The sequence below is a fragment of the Candidatus Pelagadaptatus aseana genome, from assembly GCF_040362265.1.
Classification (GTDB): domain Bacteria; phylum Pseudomonadota; class Gammaproteobacteria; order Pseudomonadales; family Cellvibrionaceae; genus Pelagadaptatus; species Pelagadaptatus aseana.
In genome coordinates this window covers 250760-271272 of record NZ_BAABNJ010000003.1, presented here as the reverse complement: position 1 = coordinate 271272, position 20513 = coordinate 250760, and the positions used below count along the sequence as shown (strand labels likewise).

General features: G+C 53.4%; 19 protein-coding genes. 10 read left to right on the top strand and 9 right to left on the bottom strand.

The window, feature by feature from the left end:
* Positions 1-133: 133 nt before the first annotated feature.
* Positions 134-934: a substrate-binding periplasmic protein gene (locus ACPXV9_RS05945; protein ID WP_423895450.1), complete on the bottom strand. Its 801-nt coding sequence runs from the start codon at positions 932-934 to the stop codon at positions 134-136.
* Positions 935-1106: 172 nt separating this feature from the next.
* Here ACPXV9_RS05945 and ACPXV9_RS05940 point away from each other — a divergent pair, with 172 nt between their 5' ends.
* From ACPXV9_RS05940 to ACPXV9_RS05930, 3 genes are all read left to right on the top strand, one after another.
* On the top strand, positions 1107-2303 hold the full coding sequence (locus ACPXV9_RS05940) for a pyridoxal-phosphate-dependent aminotransferase family protein (protein WP_423895448.1): 1197 nt from the start codon (positions 1107-1109) through the stop codon (positions 2301-2303).
* 98 nt (positions 2304-2401) lie between these two features.
* The gene (locus tag ACPXV9_RS05935; RefSeq protein ID WP_423895446.1) at positions 2402-4051 is read left to right on the top strand and encodes a chemotaxis protein CheX; all 1650 of its coding nucleotides are present in this window, start codon (positions 2402-2404) and stop codon (positions 4049-4051) included.
* 31 nt (positions 4052-4082) lie between these two features.
* On the top strand, positions 4083-5006 hold the full coding sequence (locus tag ACPXV9_RS05930) for a response regulator (protein WP_423895444.1): 924 nt from the start codon (positions 4083-4085) through the stop codon (positions 5004-5006).
* An 11-nt stretch (positions 5007-5017) separates the two neighbouring features.
* On the opposite strand, the gene ACPXV9_RS05925 is transcribed toward ACPXV9_RS05930, so the two are convergent.
* From ACPXV9_RS05925 to dinG, 3 genes are read right to left on the bottom strand one after another with little or no spacing between them, the layout of a single operon-like run.
* Positions 5018-5866, bottom strand: coding sequence for a hypothetical protein (locus tag ACPXV9_RS05925; protein WP_423895443.1), 849 nt, complete (start codon positions 5864-5866; stop codon positions 5018-5020).
* A 47-nt stretch (positions 5867-5913) separates the two neighbouring features.
* Positions 5914-6243 (bottom strand): YqcC family protein, encoded by a 330-nt coding sequence (locus tag ACPXV9_RS05920; protein WP_423895441.1) that lies wholly within the window; start codon positions 6241-6243, stop codon positions 5914-5916.
* Positions 6243-8369 carry an ATP-dependent DNA helicase DinG gene (gene dinG / locus ACPXV9_RS05915; RefSeq protein WP_423895439.1) on the bottom strand — a complete coding sequence of 709 codons (2127 nt, stop codon included), beginning with the start codon at positions 8367-8369 and terminating at the stop codon, positions 6243-6245. Before dinG ends, ACPXV9_RS05920 begins: the two co-directional genes overlap by 1 nt.
* Positions 8370-8545: 176 nt before the next feature.
* Between dinG and ACPXV9_RS05910 the strand changes: the two genes are divergently transcribed.
* Genes ACPXV9_RS05910 through ACPXV9_RS05900 form a run of 3 tightly spaced genes read left to right on the top strand, consistent with a single transcriptional unit; the run spans position 8546 to position 10623 of the window.
* Complete coding sequence (locus tag ACPXV9_RS05910) at positions 8546-9088, top strand: rhodanese-like domain-containing protein (protein WP_423895438.1); 543 nt, start codon at positions 8546-8548, stop codon at positions 9086-9088.
* Positions 9089-9112: 24 nt separating this feature from the next.
* Positions 9113-9937, top strand: a complete 825-nt coding sequence (locus ACPXV9_RS05905; RefSeq protein ID WP_423895436.1) for a sulfite exporter TauE/SafE family protein — start codon at positions 9113-9115, stop codon at positions 9935-9937.
* Positions 9934-10623: an MBL fold metallo-hydrolase gene (locus ACPXV9_RS05900; protein ID WP_423895434.1), complete on the top strand. Its 690-nt coding sequence runs from the start codon at positions 9934-9936 to the stop codon at positions 10621-10623. Before ACPXV9_RS05905 ends, ACPXV9_RS05900 begins: the two co-directional genes overlap by 4 nt.
* Before the next feature lie 12 nt (positions 10624-10635).
* Here the strand turns inward: ACPXV9_RS05900 and xseA are convergent, their stop codons facing one another.
* A complete protein-coding gene (gene xseA, locus ACPXV9_RS05895; RefSeq protein WP_423895432.1) occupies positions 10636-11961 on the bottom strand; it encodes an exodeoxyribonuclease VII large subunit in 1326 nt (441 codons plus the stop codon).
* Between the two features lie 176 nt (positions 11962-12137).
* Here xseA and ACPXV9_RS05890 point away from each other — a divergent pair, with 176 nt between their 5' ends.
* Positions 12138-12917 (top strand): crotonase/enoyl-CoA hydratase family protein, encoded by a 780-nt coding sequence (locus ACPXV9_RS05890; RefSeq protein WP_423895431.1) that lies wholly within the window; start codon positions 12138-12140, stop codon positions 12915-12917.
* 165 nt (positions 12918-13082) lie between these two features.
* On the opposite strand, the gene ACPXV9_RS05885 is transcribed toward ACPXV9_RS05890, so the two are convergent.
* A complete protein-coding gene (locus ACPXV9_RS05885) occupies positions 13083-14084 on the bottom strand; it encodes an AraC family transcriptional regulator (RefSeq protein ID WP_423895429.1) in 1002 nt (333 codons plus the stop codon).
* 161 nt (positions 14085-14245) lie between these two features.
* Between ACPXV9_RS05885 and ACPXV9_RS05880 the strand changes: the two genes are divergently transcribed.
* The 3 genes from ACPXV9_RS05880 (at position 14246) to ACPXV9_RS05870 (ending at position 16358) form a co-directional block, all read left to right on the top strand.
* On the top strand, positions 14246-14446 hold the full coding sequence (locus ACPXV9_RS05880) for a hypothetical protein (protein ID WP_423895427.1): 201 nt from the start codon (positions 14246-14248) through the stop codon (positions 14444-14446).
* Complete coding sequence (locus ACPXV9_RS05875; RefSeq protein ID WP_423895425.1) at positions 14415-15353, top strand: ferritin-like domain-containing protein; 939 nt, start codon at positions 14415-14417, stop codon at positions 15351-15353. Before ACPXV9_RS05880 ends, ACPXV9_RS05875 begins: the two co-directional genes overlap by 32 nt.
* A 114-nt stretch (positions 15354-15467) precedes the next feature.
* Positions 15468-16358 (top strand): HpcH/HpaI aldolase/citrate lyase family protein, encoded by an 891-nt coding sequence (locus ACPXV9_RS05870; RefSeq protein ID WP_423895424.1) that lies wholly within the window; start codon positions 15468-15470, stop codon positions 16356-16358.
* Here ACPXV9_RS05870 and ACPXV9_RS05865 read toward each other — a convergent pair.
* The 3 genes from ACPXV9_RS05865 to ACPXV9_RS05855 are packed head-to-tail and all read right to left on the bottom strand — an operon-like array spanning position 16348 to position 20202.
* Positions 16348-17169, bottom strand: a complete 822-nt coding sequence (locus tag ACPXV9_RS05865; protein ID WP_423895422.1) for an MOSC domain-containing protein — start codon at positions 17167-17169, stop codon at positions 16348-16350. The two genes, ACPXV9_RS05870 and ACPXV9_RS05865, sit on opposite strands and share 11 nt — an antisense overlap.
* Positions 17170-17174: 5 nt before the next feature.
* Entirely contained in the window at positions 17175-17468 is a 294-nt protein-coding gene (locus ACPXV9_RS05860) for a DUF1244 domain-containing protein (RefSeq protein ID WP_423895420.1), read from the bottom strand.
* A 37-nt stretch (positions 17469-17505) separates the two neighbouring features.
* Positions 17506-20202 (bottom strand): molybdopterin-dependent oxidoreductase, encoded by a 2697-nt coding sequence (locus ACPXV9_RS05855; protein ID WP_423895419.1) that lies wholly within the window; start codon positions 20200-20202, stop codon positions 17506-17508.
* Between the last annotated feature and the right edge of the window lie 311 nt (positions 20203-20513).

The following is a 20513-nucleotide window of genomic DNA, read 5'->3' as shown; positions in this document are numbered from 1 at the left end:
TAAATGGATTCCTATTAAGGCCTGTCTTGGTGGGCCCAGAAACGTTCTGACCGACAGGGTTAACTTAAAACACTGGGCTCTATTATAGGGGGATGCGTAAGCGGTACAACCGGGTAGGAGGCTGGTAACTGGCTCAAGGTTTTAGATTGTATCGGTCGATAAGGTCTGGCGGCAGGTTGCGGCTGAAACGGTCCAGTTCATACCAGAATGCGTCAAGGCTGTTTTTATGCTCCTGATAATATTTCTGGTTGAATACGACGTTAAGGTTCTCGCTCATAAACGCTTGAGGCAGGGTTCGCAGTTGGGATTCAAGACCAATTTTGCCCGCGTGATACCAGCCAGCGCGCTCTTCAAAGACAAAGCCGTCGAGTCGATGCCGTGACACCATTCGCATCCCCATATCCAAGTTGATGGTCATATTGGGTGAGACCCGCATCGCGGTCAATTTCTTGGAAGTGAGATAGCCCAGAGGCGCAGAAACACCGTGTCTGATATTTCTAAATGACTCGCCGTCCCATTGCAGTGGTGAGTCACGGGCAACAAAAACGGTGTATCGCGCCGGCCACAGGCGTTGCTCGGGCTGTTCTGGAAATTTCCCCCATTTGATTCTCTCCTTTGTTCTTATGATCGGGAATATGCCATCCACTTCGCCACTTTTGAGTCTGTTGATGCAGCGTTTCCAGGGGGCAAATGAATACTCAATGTCCATGCCCAGTTTGTCAGCGGCAAGATTGATCAGTTCGGGCAATACACCGGGTTTGTCGAGGAACTCGATTTCGCTGTAGGTGTAGGGCGGAAAGGAGGTGCTCTCGGTGCACAGGTGGATGGACTGAGTTGCAGGCAGCAACGGTGAGATAAACAGGCAAACCAGCACCAGAGCAACTCGTAGTCGCAACGGTGGTTGAAACACTTTACTGGAGACAGTCCGGTTCATACTGCCAGTATAGTGATTGCTCTGATGTCCGCCGGGTATTTACGCCATTTTATTGCGCTTTTTGTTGTTTAGCCGATGGCGGGAGCAAGACTCTGTATGAATTATTGATCGTGCTATGATGTTGCGTTTGGCAACTTTACATCCAACGACAGTTTGCGGAAGCACCGATTTCATGACCATTGACGCCCCCGATATTAAAACCCTCGATAGAATCCTGCCAGAAGAACCTCTGCTGATGATGGGTGCCGGACCGGTGCCGATTCCCGAGGCGGTGGCCAGGGCCAATGGCATTGTGATCAATCATCTGGGCGATACCATGGCGCAAATTATTGGTCAGGTTAAGGCCATGGCAGGGTATATTTTCCAGACCCAAACCCCATGGATTGTTGGCGTTGCCGGTCCGGGGTCGGCTGCGATGGAGATGGCCGTAGCCAATTTGGTGTGGAAAGACACCAAGGTGTTGAGCGTCTGCAACGGTTTCTTCTCCGGGCGCCTGTCCGAGATGGCAGAGCGCGCCGGAGGCCAGGTGAATCGATTGATGGTGGCCGATGGCGACAGTGCTTGCATTGAAAAAATTCGTGCAGAATTAGAGCGTGATTGTCCGGAAGTCATCACCATTGTGCAGGGGGAAACTTCCAATACCACTCATAATCATCAGTTGCCACAAATCGGTGCTCTGGCAAAAGAATTTGGGTGTTATCTGGTGGTGGATGCGGTTTGCACCCTCAGTACCATGCCTTTGAATATGGACGAGTGGCACATAGATGCCGTCATCACCGGCGGGCAGAAAGGTCTGAGCTCCATTCCCGGCGTGTCGCTGGTGGCCTTCTCGGAAAAAGCCTGGCAGCGCATCGATAATCGCCCCAGTCAGCTACCCCAGTGGACTCTGGATGCCAAACTGGCCACCAACTTCTGGCACAAGGCGTCATACCACTATACGGCGCCGGTATCGGGGCTGTTGGCATTGCATGAAGCCATGCGCCTGGTGTGCCGGGAAACTCTGGAAAGCCGTTTTGCAAGGCATCAGGTTTGTTCAAAGGCGTTACAGGCCGGGGTGGAAACTCTGGGATTGGAGTTGTATGTGCCGACGGAAAACCGCCTGAATTCTGTGGTGGGTATCAAACTGCCGGAGGGGCTGGATGCCAAAACTGTCTGTGGCCATATCTCAAAGCATTATCGGGTAGAAATTGCCGGCTCGTTTGGGCCGCCCATTGTGCGCATTGGCCAGATGGGCGAACAGTGTCGCGCCCACAATCTGTTCCGAACCCTGCATGCCTTTGGTTCCACCTTCAATGATCTCGGCTTGAAACTGAACGTGCCCCTGGGGATGGCGGCGGTAGAGAATGCTTTGCAAAAGTCAGGCAAATAGCTCAAAAAATAGAAAAACGCGCCAGTTGGGTTACTCTTGGAACAATAATAATTAATAAAATCAAGAGTTTCAGAACTTTTTTCTGAGATAACCCGCCTATGAACACTGAAGCGATCATTGCGATCAATCTCGGCATTTTTCTGGTGGCTGCGATTATTATTGGTATTGGCACCTATCGTCAGGAACTGAAATATCGCAATCGTCTGAAAAAACTGGTGCACGACCTCAAAGATCGGCTCGACGAAGCCCTGCAGAGAAATCGTGAGCTGGAAGGTCGCCTGACCAATTCTGCTTCTACTGCATCTGAACCCGAGCAAAAACACGATGTCAGTCGGGAGGCGGGGATGAACCACGCCCTCAACTCCCTGCGTCAGCAATTGCAGATGCGTGATCAAAAAATCAAACTGTTGGAAGAATACAGTAGCCGAGCCCCCGGCGATGACGATAAACAATTACTCGGCGCCATCGTTGACGATCTCAGGCAGGAACTCGACAGCAGTCGGGCCCATGTAGAATCTCTCGAACGAGACGTGGCTGACACCAGTATTTTGCGTTCCAGGGTATCCCAGCTCAGCAAAGAAGAGGGACGTCATCGCTCCATTGCCAATACTCTGCGGCAAAAACTGGATGAGGCACGCAGCCGCCTGTCTGAAGTTTTGCATTTATCGAAACGATCCGAGCGATTGCAGGAAGATAATCAGAGGCTGGGTGACAGGGTTGATGAATTATCCAGCAAGGCGGTTCATCTGACAGCGGAGCGTGACAGCCTGTCGGCCATGTACAACGAACTGTCGAATAAAGAGAGTTATCAGCGCAAGCAGATAGAAATGCTCGAGCAGCAGCTGGAGAGCGCCTACACCCCGCAAGAGCAGAATGAGCCGGTAACCGACAGCGAATTGCAGGCTCGGGTCGAAGAGCTCGAAGCCGAACTCGATGAAGTGCGCAACGAGCTTGAGCGAACGCTGAAAGAAAAAACCATGGTGGAAACTCACATGATCAGCATGGACAAGGCGGCCAGCAAGCTCGATCAACGTGAGGAAGAATTGCAGCGACTCAAGAAAGAGCATGAAACACTGGAAATGCACTTTCTGATGGATCAGGAACAGCGTGAAACCTCAGCGTCATCAACTGCTGGAGCGGATAAGGCGGTGGGTGACTCGGGAGAGCTGGACTTTGAGGCGCTGGAACAGGCTATCAAGCAAGATAATGTGGAGTTTGTCGGGCAGCGTGTTGGCTCACCCAAGCAACAGAACATCGAGGTGATCGAGAAATCCCCGAATAAACTGAAAAATACCGACGCTTACGACAGTCCGTTATTTTCTTCTATTTCCGAGTTCTGGGAAAAATTCATTGATGCCAATGAAGAGGTTGCCATTATTTCAACCGCCGTACCCAACAAACCCTCCAGGCTCTCCCTGTGGACCTACGTTTGGATCGGTGATGAAGATCTGGGTATTATTCTGGGACTCGACCGTGATTTGTCAGAGCGGGTGACTGCGGTATTATTCGATAAAGAGGAAGCCAATCTTCAGGAAGACGAGGTGGTGGACAGTGTCGGTGAAATGACCAACATTGTTGCGGGTTTTGTGGCGAATAATCTGGGGGACAGTCGCAAGCTTTCCGCTCCCAAACATATTCAGCGCGAGGAGCTGGATCAGTTGATGTTTTATATGAAAACATCGGCAGAAATTCTGGTCGGTACCCAAAGCGGCCGATTGTATTTGGGCACCATAGAAAAAAACCTCTAATTAAAATAATAACGAAACTTGAGTGAAAACAATGAGCTTGGCGATCACCAAAATATTAATTGTTGACGACAGTAAGGCCATGCAGACCATCGTTAACCGCGGTATTCAGGCGATGGGTTACAGTGAGATAGAAACCAAACTGGCCTCAGATGGCAACGAAGCACTGGATGTGTGCCGTACCTGGGAGCCACAACTGGTGCTGTGTGACTGGCATATGCCGGGGGGAATGAGTGGCCTGGATTTATTGCACGCTTTGAATCGCGAGATGCTGGGCATCAAGATGGGCTTTGTCACGACCGAAGAGCGCGAACAGATGATCCAGGAGGCCTACGATGCCGGGGCCAAATTTATTGTTAACAAACCCTTCGACTTTGCTACGTTGCATAAAGCCGTGCTCCCCATCATTCAGGGCCAGGATGAAGGTGAAGAAGCCTTGTCCCAGTATCAGCCGGAAACTTTCGAGCCGGATCGGGTGTCGTTGCCGGGACTGGATGTGCTGAGTTTGGTAATCAACAAGTTTGCCGCCAAAGAAGTGTTGATCGAAGAATTACCACCCATGGAGCTGACTGAATCCAGCTATCCCTGTGTGGTCGCGCTGTTTGAGTCGGTACCGGATAACGTGGTTCGGGCTGTGGCCATACTGGATGTTAAAGGTGCCTGTCTTTTGGGGGGGGCGGTTAATAACCTCAACGAAGACGATGTCCATGTGGCGATTGCCGAGCGGGCCATCAGCCGCAAGATTATGCAGGGCTGTGAGCGCTTGTTGTCGGTAATCAGTGTCGCTCTACACGATACGGTTTCTGGTGAGCGACTTTCTTGCAGTCGCGTGCACACCATTACTGAAACCAAGCCGGTGATCAAAAAGTTATTGAATAAGCAGGGTGCTCATCGCATTGATGTCGAGGTGGGTGTGATTGGTTATGAATCCGGTCGTCTGACCCTGATCATTGCCTGATATCTTGCTGTTTAGGGCAGCGCAATCAGGGTGGCACTGGTTCCCCAGTTGGACTCAAATGTCACGGCGGTCAGCCTGTTAGCCTGTTTAGGTAACACTTCTTGCTTGTTGTGTACTTTCCGGGCGGGAACCGGCTTGAGATTCAGTTGTGAGTTATCGGGATCGCTGATGATATAGCCGGCTGCCATATTCAATAGTTCTCCGATCGAATCTCTGGCGAGTTCCTCGCTGCATTCTTTCACCGGCATGCCAAGAAAGCTGGCTGTTAGTTCCATGGCCGTAGACAGGTCGCTGGCAATGGAGAGTTGCATAAACAATTCTTCGGGCTCTTCATCTTTTACAATCGACAGAGTCATCACCCGCTCATACTGTTGCAGGCACTGATCGGGATCGACCATGACCGTGTGTTTACACTGGGATTTGAATACCCGGTTAAACAGTGACTCAATACTGCGCAAGGCACAGGTCTGCAGACTGCTGAGCTGCTGCCAGGTTTGATTTTGTTCGGCTTGTCGGGCCAGTTTTTTCAGCGAGGAGGCCAGAGCCTTGCGCTCGATAAATCCCTCGCGGATAAGAATGTCACCGAGACGTTGGCGGCGTTGCTGTTGAATCTGCACCAGTTGTTCAACCTGATCGGCGGTGAGCAGCATTTCCTCCTGAGCAATATCGCCAAAGCGCTGGTTGACGATACGCTGGACGATATTGATATCTTCCACCTGTTGGGCGTCCAGCCAGCCTTTTTCAATGGCGAGCTCGCCAAGCAATGGGTTGGTTTGTTGCTGCAGGGAAAGGGCTTTATCCAGTTGATCGGCGGATATCAGTCCATTTTCAACCAGAGAGTTGCCGAGAAAAGAGGGCATAAAATAACGTGCTTTCTTATAGGTAGAACAAGGATTCTAGCCAGCCTTTAATGACTCTGTCGAGAAAGAATTTGATCAATATCCTCCAGAGTTTTAATTAAAGCTGCACCATTTATTCCGGCACCTTTTAAGTACTCTTCGGCGATAGGGGCAATGCCACATTGGTTGGGCAGAGGCTGCTGATTTTTTACCAGCATTTGCATGCGTTCGAGGAAAATAAATTGCAGCCACTGAGGCAGGGTCAGTGTGTCTACGCAGAAGGGCTGGGTGCTGGCCAGTGCGGTGTCGCTGGGGCGCTGTTGCTGCCACAGTTGCAGCTGTCGAAGTTCCTGCTCCAGTTTTGCCAGTGCCACTGAAATGTCTGAATGGATTGTCATCAGCTGATCTTCTGGGTAAACGGTGGCAGTGAATTGAGGATGGCCTTGCCATAGCGACGGGTAACGATGCGTCGATCCAGCAGACTGATGGTACCGGTATCGGATTCCGTGCGCAGCAAGCGGCCACAGGCTTGTACCAGACGAATGGCGGCATCGGGTACGGTGATTTCCATAAACGGGTTGCCGCCCCGGGTTTCGATCCACTCCGAGAGCGAGGCTTCGACCGGGTCATCCGGTACGGCAAAGGGAATCTTGGCGATCACCACATGGGTGCAGTAGTCTCCGGGCAGGTCCACCCCCTCGGCGAAGCTGGCCAAACCAAAAATAACACTGCCCTGACCTTTGTCGATGCGCTGCTTATGGGCGTCGAGCAAAGCCTGCTTGGATTTATCCCCCTGCATTAACACCAGTTCTTGCCAGTCACCGGGCAGGGCGTCATAGACATCCCACATTTGTCGCTTGGAAGAAAACAGCACCAGGCTGCCGGCGGCCTCATCCAGCAGTTCTGGCAGTGTGTCAGTAACCATATAGGTGTGCTCGCTGGCATTGCCGGCATCGGTAGCCTGAGCTGGCACCTGAATGGTTCCGGCCTGGGCAAAATCAAAGGGGCTGGGCACCACCTGATAGTGGCTGTCCGAGGGCGTGCCTGAGCGCATTTGAAAGCGGCCAAAGTTGCCCAGAGCAGTGAGCGTGGCGGAGGTAACGACCGCGCCACAGCATTGATCCCAGAGGCTGTACTTCAGGGTGTGCGAGGCCATGATCGGACTGGAGCAGATTTCAAAATCGAGGTTGCCTCCCTGTTCCACCAAGGTGAACCAGCGGGCCTTGGGGATGTGACCTTCGGCGTCGGGCAGGGCATAGCTGGACCACAGGTCGCGGTTGCCCTCGGCTCTGGCTTGCCAGGTTCCGAATACCGGGTAGGCGTTTTCCAGATCCACCTTGGGGACCGGGCAGTGGGCATCTTCCATCGCCTCATTGATTTCGCTGACAATTTTGCCAAGCAATTCGGCCAGGCGATCAAAGGCGCGTTTAATGTGGAGGCTGGCTTCCTGAATTTCCGGCGAGACTATACCGTGTTCGAAACGGTGACGGGGCGTGTGGTCGGTTGGGTCAATGCCATCGGCGAGTGCCTGAAATGGCGCGATCACCTTGTCCAGCTCCTGCTTGGCATCGAGTGTTGCTGCGGGCAATTGCTCGGCAAAGCGATCGATATTGCCGGCGCCGCTGATGATGCCCATCAGATTGCTCAACTGCTTGTGGCTCTGTTCCAGCCATTTGATGGTACTGATCAAACGGCTGTGGTGCGCAAAATGATTGAGTGCCTTGTCAGGCAGGTGATGGCCTTCGTCAAAAACATAAATACTGTCTTCGGGAGCGGGCAGAATGGCGCCGCCGCCCAAAGCCAGATCCGCCAGTACCAAATCGTGGTTGGTGACAATGCAGTCGGTGTTGCTGAGGTTATCCCGGGCCTTGAGAAAACTGCAGGCCGAAACATTGGCACAGCGGCGCCCGGTGCACTGGCGATGGTCGGTGGTGATGCGCTGCCAGTCCTCATCATCAATGGTGTCTTCCCAGGCGTCCCTGTCACCGTCCCATTGGTTAGATGCCAGCGCCTGAACCATGGAGTCGTAGATTTTGACGGTCTCTTCGCCCACCTGAGGCAGTTCATCTTCATAAAGTGCCTGGTTGGGATCGCGACTGTCTTCAACCTCGGTCAACAGCTTGTCGAGTTTGGAAAGGCACAGGTAACGGCCACGTCCCTTGGCCAGTGATACCGTGAAGTGCAGTCCGCTGTGGCGCAAAACCTCGGGGATGTCCTTGTAAATCACCTGTTCCTGTAGCGCCACTGTGGCGGTGGAGACCACCAGTTTCTTGCCCAGCGCCTTGGCGATGGGCAGGGCGGCGAGCAGATAGGCTACGGTTTTACCGGTGCCCGTGCCGGCTTCTACCACACAGACATGGCCCTCGCTGTCGCGCACATTTTCTTCGTCGAGGTGAATGTTGCCCAGCGTCTTGGCGATCTCGGCAATCATCAGTTTCTGGCCGTAGCGGGCTTTAAGCTCTTTGGAGTTTAAAAATTCGCTGTAGGCACCCTGAATGGTTTGTTTGAGATCGTCGGTGAGCATATCGAAAGTCAAAGAGTAAATCGGGGCAGAATTTTACCCATTAATTCAGTCCAGCACATCCACCGCAGGGGTGAATGATGGTTCTATTTTAATATTAGTATTGCCTAATTTAGTATTATCTAATATTCTATGCTTATCGGTCTCAGGGACAGCATTGAAATCTGGAGGAATTATCCATGAGTTACACCACCATATCCGCGCAAGAATTTGCCGGACTGCACCGTCAGGACAAAGTCAGCTTGTGCATTGATGTTAGAACCGAGGGTGAGTTTAACGGCAGCTTTTGCGATGGCAGCCTGAATCTGCCCTTGCATGGTTTCACTCTGGAGAGTGTTAATGACTTTATTTCCGACAAGGATGTGGCAGAGGAAATGCCCGTTTATCTGATGTGCCTGGGAGGCAAGCGCGCAACCGTGGCCGCCCAGAAACTGGCCGGGCAGCTCAAGCATCCGGTGGTCGTGGTTGAAGGTGGTGTCAGTGCATTACCGCACGATGTCATGATTCAGGGTGAGTCCGGCGTCCTGCCGCTGGATCGACAGGTGCGTATTGCGATTGGTTCTGTGGTTTTGCTGGGAACAGTCATTGGGGCTTTGGTTGACCCAATGGGTTATGCGCTATCGGCGTTTGCCGGGGCGGGGCTGATTTTCGCAGGGGTAACTGACAACTGCCTGATGGCGTCTCTGGTAGCCAGAATGCCCTGGAATCAGGCTCGGTCTTGAGTGATATGGCGTAACTGAAAAATCATGGCGATCGTTGTAGGCCTGTTGATAGGTCTGGTGCTGGGGTTGACGGGCGCTGGAGGTTCACTGTTTGCCGTACCGCTGTTATCCATGGTGCTGTTACTGCCACTGGTGGATTCAACCGGCATAGCGCTTGGGGCTGTGGCCATCAGCGCCCTATTTGGTGTGCTGCAACGCGATCGCAGTGAAATTGCCTGGCTGCCGGCATTGATCATTCTGATCACGGGCGCCTTTTTTGCCCCCCTTGGGCGTTGGTTAGCTGGCCATATTGATGACTCGCTGTTGCTGGGACTGTTTTCAATTCTAATGGTCTGGGTGGCAGTGAAAATGTGGCGGCAGGCACGGCTTGCACCCGATGACACCAGAATTGTCAGAGCCAAACGCTGGCAGCAATCAGAGGAAATTGTTGAACCCTATTGCCGGCAACAACAGGGACGCTGGACTCTGAGCTCCCGTTGTCTGCTTGTGGCAACACTGGGTGGTGCCACAGCGGGTTTTTTGTCTGGCCTGCTGGGGGTTGGCGGCGGCTTTGTGGTGGTGCCACTGTTGACTCTGGTGGCGGGGCTGAGCATGTCTCAGGCTGTGGCTACATCGCTGTTTATTATTACCGGTATCAGTGCCGTCGGTTTTGCCAGTCATTACTGGCTGGTGGCGCCGGTGGATACAGAGCTGCTGTTGCAGGTGGCGCTGGGCGGTATTCTCGGGATGGCGCTGGGGGTACGTCTGGGCGATCGCATCACCGGCCCGGTTTTGCAGAGAAGCTTTGCCATTACCTTGGTGGTGATGTTGCTGGTGTTATGGGTAACCCATGTTGGAGAGGTTGTATGATATTTCGTCAATTGTTTGATTTAAAAAGTTCTACATACACTTACCTGTTGGCCGATGCTGCCAGTCGGGAGGCGGTGTTAATCGATCCGGTGATCGACAACCTGCCGCAGTATATGACGCTGTTGGATAATCTGGGTCTTACCCTGCGCTATGCACTGGATACCCACGTACATGCGGATCATATAACGGCGCTGGGAGAACTGCGTGAGTTGACCGGTTGCATCACCATGATGGGGGAGCAGAGTGTGGCCCATTGTGTGTCGGAAAAATTTTCCGATGAGCAATTGCTGCGCATCGGCAATATGACCTTGCGGATGCTTTACACACCGGGACATACCGATGATTCCTATTGCTTCTATGTCCCGGATTTAAACGCCGTTTTTACCGGGGATACCCTGCTGATCCGCGGCACTGGCAGGACCGATTTTCAAAATGGCGATGCCGTGCAGCAATACCACAGTCTGTTTGAAAAGTTGTTGAAATTGCCGGGGGATACACGGGTCTACCCGGGACATGATTACAAAGGCTGGACCCAGTCAACCATTGACGAAGAAAGGGCCTTCAATCCCAGACTGCAGGTTCAATCGTCAGAAGAGTATCAAACTTTGATGGCGAACCTGAATTTGCCTAACCCGGCGCAGATGGATGTGGCGGTACCGGCCAACCAGAAGTGTGGTATGGCCTAGGGCCTGTTAACACTAATTATTAAGGTCGGTTACCTCAGAGACCACGCGGCCATCGGCCAGGGTGGTTTCAAGGGTGTCGCCGGTTTGCAGTTGCTTGGCTGAGTGAATGACCTTGCCCTGAGTGTCGCGGGTAACAGAGTAACCACGCTGCAGGGTATTGAGCGGGTTCAAGCTGTTGAGCAGTGCCACCTGTTGGGCAAACTGTTGCTGCCGGTTGTGCAGCAGATGTTGCATGCTGGTGTTGAGCTTGTCGTTGAGCTGTTCCACTTTTTCCTTGAGGTGCAGGATATAGGGGGCGGGATCCGTCGCGTGGAGACGGCTCTGGGTCTGCTGCAGTTGGATCGCGCTGCTTTGCAGCTTTTGCGCCATGGCCTGATGCAGGCGATTTTCAAGAAAATCCAATGTCTGCGATTGCGCCTGTAACTTCTGCCCTGGGTGCTGCAGCCGGGCCTGAAGGTGAATCAATTTTTCCTGCTGGTATTGCAGCTTTCTCTGCATCACCTCTTCAAGTAATGCTTCCATATTGTAAAACTGCTGCAACAGCGCTTCGCCATCAGGGCTGAGGATTTCGGCCGCTGCCGATGGGGTGGGGGCGCGGTAATCAGCGACAAAGTCGGCGATGGTAAAGTCGGTTTCGTGGCCCACAGCGCTGACAATGGGAATGCGGCTGGCTGCAATAGCCCGGGCCACGGTTTCCTCGTTAAAGGGCCACAAGTCTTCGAGCGAGCCACCGCCACGGCCGACGATCAAAACATCACAATCGCTGAGGCGATTGGCAGTATCCAGTGCTTTGACAATTTGTGGTGCCGCGTCGTTACCCTGCACGGCTACCGGAAAAATGGAAACCGGGATACTGGCAAAGCGGCGTTCCAGTACGTGCAAAATATCGCGGATTGCGGCACCTGTGGGCGAGGTAATAACGCCAATGTGGTTGGGAAGTTTTGGCAGCGACTGCTTGCGCTCTTCGTTAAACAGGCCTTCGTGCAGCAGCTTCATTTTCATTTGGTCGAAGGCACGATGCATGGCGCCCTGACCGGCATCTTCCATGTGTTCGACAATCAGTTGATAGTCGCCACGCCCCTCATACAGACTGACTCTGGCGCGCACCAGCACTTGCTGCCCTTGCTGGGGCGGCTGCTTCACCAGTTGGTTGCGATTGCGAAACATGGCGCAGCGAACCTGAGCGCCAGCATCTTTGAGGGTAAAGTACCAGTGACCGGAAGAGGGCCTGGCAAAACTGGACAGTTCACCTTCAATCCACAACAGTGCCATGTGGGTTTCAAGCAGTTGCCGGGCTTTGCGGTTTAGCTGGGTGACGGTAAGAATATCGCGCTGCATAGGGTTTTAAAGCTGCAAAAAATAGGTCTCTATCATACGTCAGCGCGGACTTAATGTCCCTGCAGAAAGGCTTTTGCACTCAAGTTGTTTGATATGTGATGTGGGCTCGATGGCAGGGGCGTGTTTCTCGGTTATCCTCTGTGAAAATAAACCAATAATTCTGGAGAGATGCCATTATGCCTATTGAGCCAAGCGCTGTGACGGTGGAAAAAAATGGACCGGTAACCACCATTATTCTGAACCGTCCCGCGGTGAAAAATGCGGTCAATGGGCCGACGGCTCTGGAGCTGGAGCGCGCGTTTCAGGCGTTTGAGGATGATGCTGAAGCCAGTGTCGCCGTGTTTTATGGTGACTCGGGTATTTTTTGTGCCGGGGCGGATTTAAAAGCACTGGCTAACCCTGAAGAACGCAATCGGGTCGAGCCGGAAGGACCGGGACCCATGGGACCGTCGCGCATGTTGCTGAGCAAGCCAGTCATCGCTGCGATTGAAGGCTTTGCTGTTGCTGGTGGCCTGGAGTTGGCCCTGTGGTGTGATATGCGAGTCGTGACAGAGGGTGCGGTTCTGGGGGTGTTTTGCCGTCGCTGGGGAGTGCCTTTGATTGATGGGGGTACGGTGCGTTTGCCGCGTTTGATTGGTCAGGGGCATGCGATGGATCTGATTTTAACCGGACGACCAGTAAAGTCCGATGAGGCACTGGCGATGGGGCTGGTGAATCGAGTGGTTGCGGTGGGACAGGCGCGCGCGGCGGCTGAGGCCCTGGCACTGGAAATCAGTCAATTCCCTCAGGCCTGTATGAAGGCGGACCGCATGAGTGCTTATCAGCAGTGGGATCTGGATTTACCTGAGGCATTGGTTAATGAAGGTCGAAGTGCGTTAGAGGTGCTGGAGAAGGAAGCCATTCCCGGGGCGGCGCGTTTTGCTTCCGGAGCGGGGCGGCATGGTTCTTTTGAGTAAGTAGCAGTTTTTAAATTGAGATGTGTGGCGTATCTGGCTCCGCCATTCAGGACACGCCGTGAATACGATCCCTGTAGGCTCGTCACAGACATCCCTGTCTGTGACGGTCCTGAATGGCGAATCCAGATACTGCTCTTAAAGTCAGTGGTTAATTCTTGGTAAAACTTATTGATGCTTTTTCTTGTAAGCCGCCGGTGACATTCCGGTCCAGCGAATAAAAGCCCGTCTGAAATTTGAAATATCTTTAAAACCCACCAGATCCGCACAGTGATTGATGTTGATGGCCGGGTTGCGCAAATAGCTTTCGGCCAGTTCCCGGCGGATTTCGTCAAGCACTTGCTGGTAGGTAATGTCTTCGTCTGATAGCCGTCTTCTGAAGGTGCGCGGACTCATGTGAAAGTGGTCGGCGCATTGATCCAGTGACGGGAAATTGGGTTTGGTGGTCAGCAGGTATTTTCTGACTTTGTGGCGGAAGCCTTCACCGCTGTCCATGCGCTCGAGCATTTCCGTGCACTGTTGTTCGAACAGTTTCAACATCACCGGGTTGGCATACTCCGGTTGGGCTTCAAGCAGTGATACCGGGAAAATGATCTGGCTGGTGGGCATATCAAATTTCACTTTGCACTTGAGTATTTTTTCATAGTGCTCGGCGTGTTCGGGGGCCGGGTAGTTGATGTGCAACTCTGCTTCAAGGGACTCCTGATGCAACAGGTGGCGAGTGGCGGAAATCAGCGCAGAAAAGAAGGCTTCGGTGTCGGTAATCGGGTCCACCAGATAGTCTTCGCCGTGGGCGTATTCAATGTGGAGTTGCTGGTTTTCCTCGTAAATATTGAGGGCTTTGTCATTAATCAGACGGTAGTACTTGGTCAGTATTTCCAGTGCCTGACGCACGCTGCGGCAGCTGATGATGGCGTAGCCCAGAGGACCATGTGAGGTCAGGGGCAGGCGCGATCCAAAGTGCAGGGGAAATTCAGGCAGGCCGGTCATTTCTTTGGCTGCGCTGTGCAATACCCGAAACGGTGTGGAAGTGACCCGGGCATGCGGGTTCTCCAGCAGGCCGTTATCGAGTTTGGCCAGACGCATAAGCTGTTCTCGGTTGGCGCCGTTTTCGGTGGCGACATCGATCAGAATGGCGGCATGGCTGATAGGAAAATCGCGATGAGTCATGTCTCTTTTAATATTTATTGTATTTCGTTATGTGCCTGAGCAAGCTGGCCATATATGACTTTTATTTGGATAAAGATAACCTTGTGAAGAGGATGTTGGCAAGCAAAACTTGTAGTCGTGAAACCTGACTCTTTCATAACTAAATCAATAAGGAGAGTTTTATGACTGCGCAATTCGTGGCCCAATCCCCAAGGGACGTTCGTTTTTTTCAGGAAGCCGAGAACATTGTGGTAGACCACATGGATATTGATCTGACGGAAACGGCGGTCAATGAGGTGGCTGAGATCTTTCACACCCCCCTTAACAGGCAGCTTCAACTGGGATTATCAATTGCAGGAAGATCGAATCCTGCAGCTGTATAAACTGGGTAAAGAGTTGAACTGGAATGCGGATACGGATCTGGACTGGGATAAACCCATCGGTCTGGCAGATCGGGACGTTCGTATATTTATCAGTGGCTTTTCCGAGTATCAGCCCTTCCTTTCAATGAGCACCGAAGAGCAGGACCGTTTTCTGGCGCACATGGATGCCTGGACCGATTCACAGTTTTTGCACGGTGAGCAGGGGGCGCTGCTGGTGGCTTCGCAATTGGTTTCCTGTGCGCCAACCTACAATGCCAAACTCTATGCGGCATCGCAGACATTCGATGAGGCGCGTCATGTAGAAACTTTCAATCGCTACCTGCAGAAGAAGGCGGGGATTATTTATCCGATTGACGGTGCGTTGAAAGACATCATCGATAAGATTCTCAGTGACGAGCGCTGGGATCTGAAGTTTATCGGTATGCAGGTGGTGATTGAGGGGCTGGCGTTGGCGGCCTTTACCACCAGTAAGGAATACGCTCAGGAAGGTGGTTTTAAAAAGGATATGCTGGAGCTGATTATTCGTGATGAAGCTCGCCATGTGGCGTTTGGTATCCACTACCTATCGGAGTACGTGAAAATGCTCTCTGATGAGGAAAAGGAAGCCCGCGCAGAATTCGCCTATCAGGCCTGTCTGGTCAGTCGTGAGCGTCTGGTGCCCACCGACGTATTCAGAAACTTTGGCTGGGATATTGAGGAGGCGCGGCAGGTGTTTCTCGATGGCGGTGCGCTGGAGCATTTTCGCAAACTGCTGTTTCAACGAGTGATTCCCAACTTGCGCAGGATTGGTTTGCTGACCGAGCGCATTCGCCCGAAGTTTGAAGCCCTGGGAATTCTGGAGTACGAGGACATGCCCGATGATGGTGATATCGATTGGGCTGAATTAAGCAAGCCGCTCTACGGTTAATCCTGTCATCCCGACGCGGAGCGGGGGATCTCTCCGCTTCGCGCTCGATATGACATTATTCTCTTTGAATTTGTTGTGGTATTTTGTCGCCCGTAAAATTTACGGAGCGACAAAATGACTTCAACCCCCGCCAGTAATTCCACCCTTCGCCCACGTCGCTCTGTGTTGTACATGCCGGGGGCCAACGCCCGGGCCATGGATAAGGCGCGGGGGCTTGATGCGGACGCGGTGATCTTTGATCTGGAAGACGCCGTTGCCCCGGATATGAAAGCCGCTGCCCGTGAACAGGTCATTGCGACCCTGAAGCAGGGCGGCTACGGCAACCGCGAATTGATCGTTCGCATCAACAGTTTGCAAACCCCCTGGGGTAAAGACGATTTGCTGGCGTTGTTACAGGCCGGTGTGGCGTTTGATGGTGTGTGTCTGCCCAAGGTTGAGACCGCCGAGCAGGTTCTGGCCGTGGCCGAACTGATCGCCCAGCAGGGCAATCAGGCCCTGGCGCTGTGGCCCATGATTGAAACGCCACTGGGCGTGGCCAATGCTCAGGCCATTGCGGCAGCGCACCCGAATTTGACGGCCATCGTGATGGGAACATCGGATCTGTCGAAGGAGATGCGTATTCCCCACACTCCTGATCGCATTGGTTTTATTGGTGCGCTGAGTCAGTGTGTGCTGGCTGCCCGCTGCCACCATGTGGATATCATTGATGGCGTTTATCTGGATATCAAAGACAGTGATGGCTTTGCCCGCATTTGTCAGCAGGGGCGGGATCTGGGGTTTGATGGCAAGTCACTGATTCATCCGGCGCAACTGGTCGATGCCAATCGGGTATTTGGCCCGAGTGCAGCCGATGTCGACAAATCCCGTCGTATTCTTCAAGTGTGGCAGGAAGCTTTGGCCGAGGGCAAAGGGGTTGCTGTACTGGACGGTAAGCTGGTGGAGAACCTGCACGTAGACGAGGCCGAGAGAACGCTGGCCATCGCCGAGGCCATCGCTAACCGTTAACGGTTTGGATCAGGGTTTTGGCTGATGAACCCAGAGTGGCATTGACGCCAAAAGCCGGTGCCTTGGGATTATCCGGCATGGGGTTGATCTCGGCGAGGTGTTTGTAGGTTGCCATTGCAGGATCTTTTGTTGCGGTATCCGGGTCGATGGTGGTGATAATGCAGCGCTCGCAGTGATCCACCATTGTGAATTGAAACTCACCCAGAGTTAATTGTTTCATGCTGTGCTCGGCAAAAGCCGGCAAGCCGTCAATCACAAGGTTGGGACGGAAGCGGCGGATATCAACTGCCGCCTGACCTTTGGCTTGCAAGTGTCGATTGAGTTCCTGCAGTGACGCCAGATTGGCAATCAGGAAGGGGGCGGCATCGGCGAACAGGGTGTGGTGATCTGGCCCAAAACGCTCGGGGTTGATGTGCTGGCGCTGGTGAGCCGGTGCCATGCGCACCAGCCGCAGTGGTTGTGGGGCATTCAGTGTTCGGGTTAGCCAGCGCGAGGCCTCTTCACTGGCCTCCTGTACCGCGACCGTATCGCGCCAGACTGTGGCGGTAATGTCGCAACCGGCTGGGTGATGCAGTGGGATATCAACCGATCCATGGCCGTCACAACTCAGGGTCAGGTTGTGATCGTCCAACGCGGTATTGATCAGGGCCATCTGTGGCAACTGGCGTTGCGTGACAAAGCGGCCATTGGGCATGACCAGCATCCACTGGCGATCATAAGCCAAACCCTGGGAGCCAATCAGGCTCTGGTCTAACTCAATGCCGCGCAGGGATTTGACCGGGTAAACCCAAAGCTGTCTCAGGTTGATCAAATCATCTACTTCTTCTGGGTGGCTTCAAAGGCCGCCATTTGCTCTGGCGTGGCAGGCAGCTGGTACTTATCTTTCCACTCATCGTAGGGCATGCCATAGACCACTTCGCGGGCACGGTCATAATCCATGTCGACACCACGCTCTTCGGCTTCGGCCAGATACCACTTGGACAGGCAGTTGCGGCAAAAGCCCGCGAGAATCATCAGGTCGATGTTCTGCACGTCTTTGCGTTTGTCCAGATGGGCCACGAGGCGGCGAAACGCAGCGGCTTCCAGTTCGGTTTGGGTGTCGGTGCTCATGGTAATTCCTTACAGCGGATTGATTCAGCGCGTAAGGTTATAGCGCGGTGCCCAGGTTAATCAACTCTTCGTCCAGAATACTCTGTAATTCGGGAACACAGCTGCCGCAGCCTGTGCCGGCACTGGTATGTTCGCTGATGCCTTCTACGGTGCTCAGGTCATGGTCGCGAATGCTCTGGCAAATGGTGTTCTTGCCCACCTGTTTGCAGGCGCAAACAGTCCGGCCTGAAGCCAGGCGGCCTTCGGCAATACCGCTGAGAATCGAGCTCTGTACGGTGGTGTCTACGGCGCCATCCAACAGGCTTTGGACCCAGTCAAAGTCGCTGTTTTGCAGATCGCTGGCCACGATGTAGGAGACCTCAATGTGATCCTTTTGCATTAGGGCGTAGCGGTACTGGCCCTGTTCGGGACTGCTGAACTGTATCTCCTGACCGGTCATATTTTGTGCCGCCACTATCTGGCCCAGACTGTGCGACAGTTTGGCCGGCGTCAGTTGGCTGGCGATGCGGTAGAGGTAGCCGCCGGTGATCTTCTGGCGTACCCAATAGTCCAGATTGCTGGTGTCGATCGGTGTTGGCGAGATAAACAGGGCTTCGCTGCTGTATTGCCAGGCTTCAATTGCAGCGGGGGTGAACTTGAATTCCGGTTGCCCCGATACCTTGTCGGTATCCGGGCTGACCAAAGTACAGACGCGGCCGGCGCTGGAGACAACACCGGTCCAGTGGATGGGCATAAATAATTGCCCCGGTGTCATACGCGGGGTGATGTTAACCCGGATCTGGGCGCTGCCCCACTGGTTATACATGCGGGCAATCCGGCCATCCTGAAGTTGATACTTCTCGGCATCGTCCGGGTGAACTGAGACGTAGGGCTCGGGCAGGTGAGCGCCAAGTCTGGCAGACAGACCTGTTCGGGTCATGGTGTGCCACTGGTCGCGAATTCGGCCGCTGTTAAGACTCAGAGGCAGATCGGTTGAGGTTTGGGTCGCCGGTGCCTGATAGCTGACGCCGATAAACTGCGCTTTGCCCGAAGGCGTAAAGAAGCGGCCGTCGCTGAACAGACGCTTATGCTCAATTTTTTCATCGGGTTGGCGCAGTGGCCATTGCTGAGGCTGCAGGTTGGCGTATTCGCTGTCGCTGATGGTGGTTAAACCACTGAGATCCAGATCACGGCTAGAGCCATCGAGGTTGCCCAATTGGGTCATCAGTGCGTATTCACGGAATACTTCACCTTCGTGAAGGTAGTCAAAGGCTTTTGCAAAACCCATGCGTTTGCCCACTTCACTGATGATCCACCAGTCGGGCCTGGCTTCTCCGGGGGATGGCAGTAAACGTCGCTGGCGAGAAATCCTGCGCTCGGAATTGGTTACTGTACCGGACTTTTCGCTCCAGCCCTGAGCCGGTAGCAGAACATCGGCACAGCGGGTGGTGTCGGTGTCGGCAATGCAGTCGGAAACCACAACCATGGGGCACTTTTTCAAAGCGCGCTTGATTTTGTCGGCATCGGGCAGGCTGACCACCGGGTTGGTGGCCATAATCCAGATGGCTTTTACTTTGCCTTCGTCAATGGCGTCGAACAGATCTACGGCTTTGAGGCCCGGCTTGGCGGCCAGTTGATCGGTTTCCCAGAATTCGCTGACCAGCTGATGACCACGGTCGTTGCCAAAGGGGATGTGCACCGCCAGAGTACTGGCCAGTCCTCCCACCTCGCGACCGCCCATGGCATTGGGTTGGCCGGTCAAAGAAAATGGGCCAGAGCCTGGGTTGCCAATGCGACCGGTAGCCAGATGGCAGTTGAGGATGCTGTTGACCTTGTCCGAGCCGCAGGTTGATTGGTTAACCCCCTGGGAAAACAGCGTGACCACTTTCTCGGTCTGGGCAAAGCGCTGATAAAAGCGATGCAGGTCAGACTCTTGAATCCCCAGAACCTTGTGCAGGTCACCCACATTTTCCAGATCCTGACGAGCCTGCGCCAGAGTCTGGTCAAAGTGTTCTGTGTGGTTGTCGATGAATGCCTGATTGAGGTTGCCGTTACTGGCCAGATAGTTCAGCAGACCATTGAACAGCACCACGTCACTGCCGGGATTGATGGGCAGATGCAGATCGGCAATTTCGCAGGTATCGGTTACCCGAGGGTCAATGGAGACGACGAACAGATTGGGGCGCTGCAATTTGGCGGCTTTGAGTCGCTGATACAGAACCGGGTGACACCAGGCCATATTGGAACCGGTAATGACCACCATGTCCGCCTGCTCCAGATCGGTGTAGCAGCCGGGTACGGTATCGGTACCAAAGGCCCGTTGATGCCCTGCTACGGTAGACGACATGCACAGGCGCGAGTTGGTGTCGATGTTGCCGCTGCCGATAAAGCCTTTCATCAGTTTATTGGCAACGTAGTAGTCCTCGGTAAGGATTTGACCAGACACATAAAAGGCGACTGAGTCGGGGCCATGCTCGGCGATGGTGTCGGCAAAGCTCTTGGCCACATGGTCCAGTGCGGAGTTCCAGTCGGTGCGTACGCCGCCAATGCGTGGGTAAAGCAGACGCCCTTCGTGGGTCACAGTCTCTCCCAAAGCCAAGCCCTTGGAACAGAGGCGACCATAATTGGCAGGGTGATCCTTGTCGCCCCTGATATCCAGCTGGCCTTTACTGTTTGGCTTGGCTTCCACACCACAGCCTACCCCGCAGTAGGCGCAGGTGGTTTTGGTCCAGGCTGAAGAACTTTCTGTTGGCACGTTACTAACTCCATCTGTTTGCACCTGATGTTGTTTCTCTTATAGAGAAGGTAGAGGTCGGTGCGTTTGTATCTGATTAGGGCTGGATAGAGCAATTAGTGCGCCAATGAATGTTAAGAGGCTGGTTTGTGTTCGTTTTACGCCTATAACTTACTGAATTTTAACAATAAATTAATTTTATTTGGTTCTGATGCCACTTATAGCACCAGATTGGTGCGTATAGGTATTTAAATCTATTGTGTTATTTTGGTGATTAATTTGATTTTGTGCACCGTTGTGGTGCTTTGATTTGGTGCATTTGTCCAGGTCAG

Bases quoted from the DNA above. Each gene is read 5' to 3' on its own strand.
- ACPXV9_RS05945 (WP_423895450.1), bottom strand. From the start codon at position 934: ATGAACCGGACTGTCTCCAGTAAAGTGTTTCAACCACCGTTGCGACTA.
- ACPXV9_RS05900 (WP_423895434.1), top strand. From the start codon at position 9,934: ATGATATTTCGTCAATTGTTTGATTTAAAAAGTTCTACATACACTTAC.
- ACPXV9_RS05920 (WP_423895441.1), bottom strand. From the start codon at position 6,243: ATGACAATCCATTCAGACATTTCAGTGGCACTGGCAAAACTGGAGCAG.
- ACPXV9_RS05905 (WP_423895436.1), top strand. From the start codon at position 9,113: ATGGCGATCGTTGTAGGCCTGTTGATAGGTCTGGTGCTGGGGTTGACG.
- xseA (WP_423895432.1), bottom strand. From the start codon at position 11,961: ATGCAGCGCGATATTCTTACCGTCACCCAGCTAAACCGCAAAGCCCGG.
- ACPXV9_RS05880 (WP_423895427.1), top strand. From the start codon at position 14,246: ATGACTGCGCAATTCGTGGCCCAATCCCCAAGGGACGTTCGTTTTTTT.
- ACPXV9_RS05860 (WP_423895420.1), bottom strand. From the start codon at position 17,468: ATGAGCACCGACACCCAAACCGAACTGGAAGCCGCTGCGTTTCGCCGC.
- ACPXV9_RS05935 (WP_423895446.1), top strand. From the start codon at position 2,402: ATGAACACTGAAGCGATCATTGCGATCAATCTCGGCATTTTTCTGGTG.
- ACPXV9_RS05940 (WP_423895448.1), top strand. From the start codon at position 1,107: ATGACCATTGACGCCCCCGATATTAAAACCCTCGATAGAATCCTGCCA.
- ACPXV9_RS05930 (WP_423895444.1), top strand. From the start codon at position 4,083: ATGAGCTTGGCGATCACCAAAATATTAATTGTTGACGACAGTAAGGCC.
- ACPXV9_RS05910 (WP_423895438.1), top strand. From the start codon at position 8,546: ATGAGTTACACCACCATATCCGCGCAAGAATTTGCCGGACTGCACCGT.
- ACPXV9_RS05925 (WP_423895443.1), bottom strand. From the start codon at position 5,866: ATGCCCTCTTTTCTCGGCAACTCTCTGGTTGAAAATGGACTGATATCC.
- dinG (WP_423895439.1), bottom strand. From the start codon at position 8,369: ATGCTCACCGACGATCTCAAACAAACCATTCAGGGTGCCTACAGCGAA.
- ACPXV9_RS05885 (WP_423895429.1), bottom strand. From the start codon at position 14,084: ATGACTCATCGCGATTTTCCTATCAGCCATGCCGCCATTCTGATCGAT.
- ACPXV9_RS05890 (WP_423895431.1), top strand. From the start codon at position 12,138: ATGCCTATTGAGCCAAGCGCTGTGACGGTGGAAAAAAATGGACCGGTA.
- ACPXV9_RS05870 (WP_423895424.1), top strand. From the start codon at position 15,468: ATGACTTCAACCCCCGCCAGTAATTCCACCCTTCGCCCACGTCGCTCT.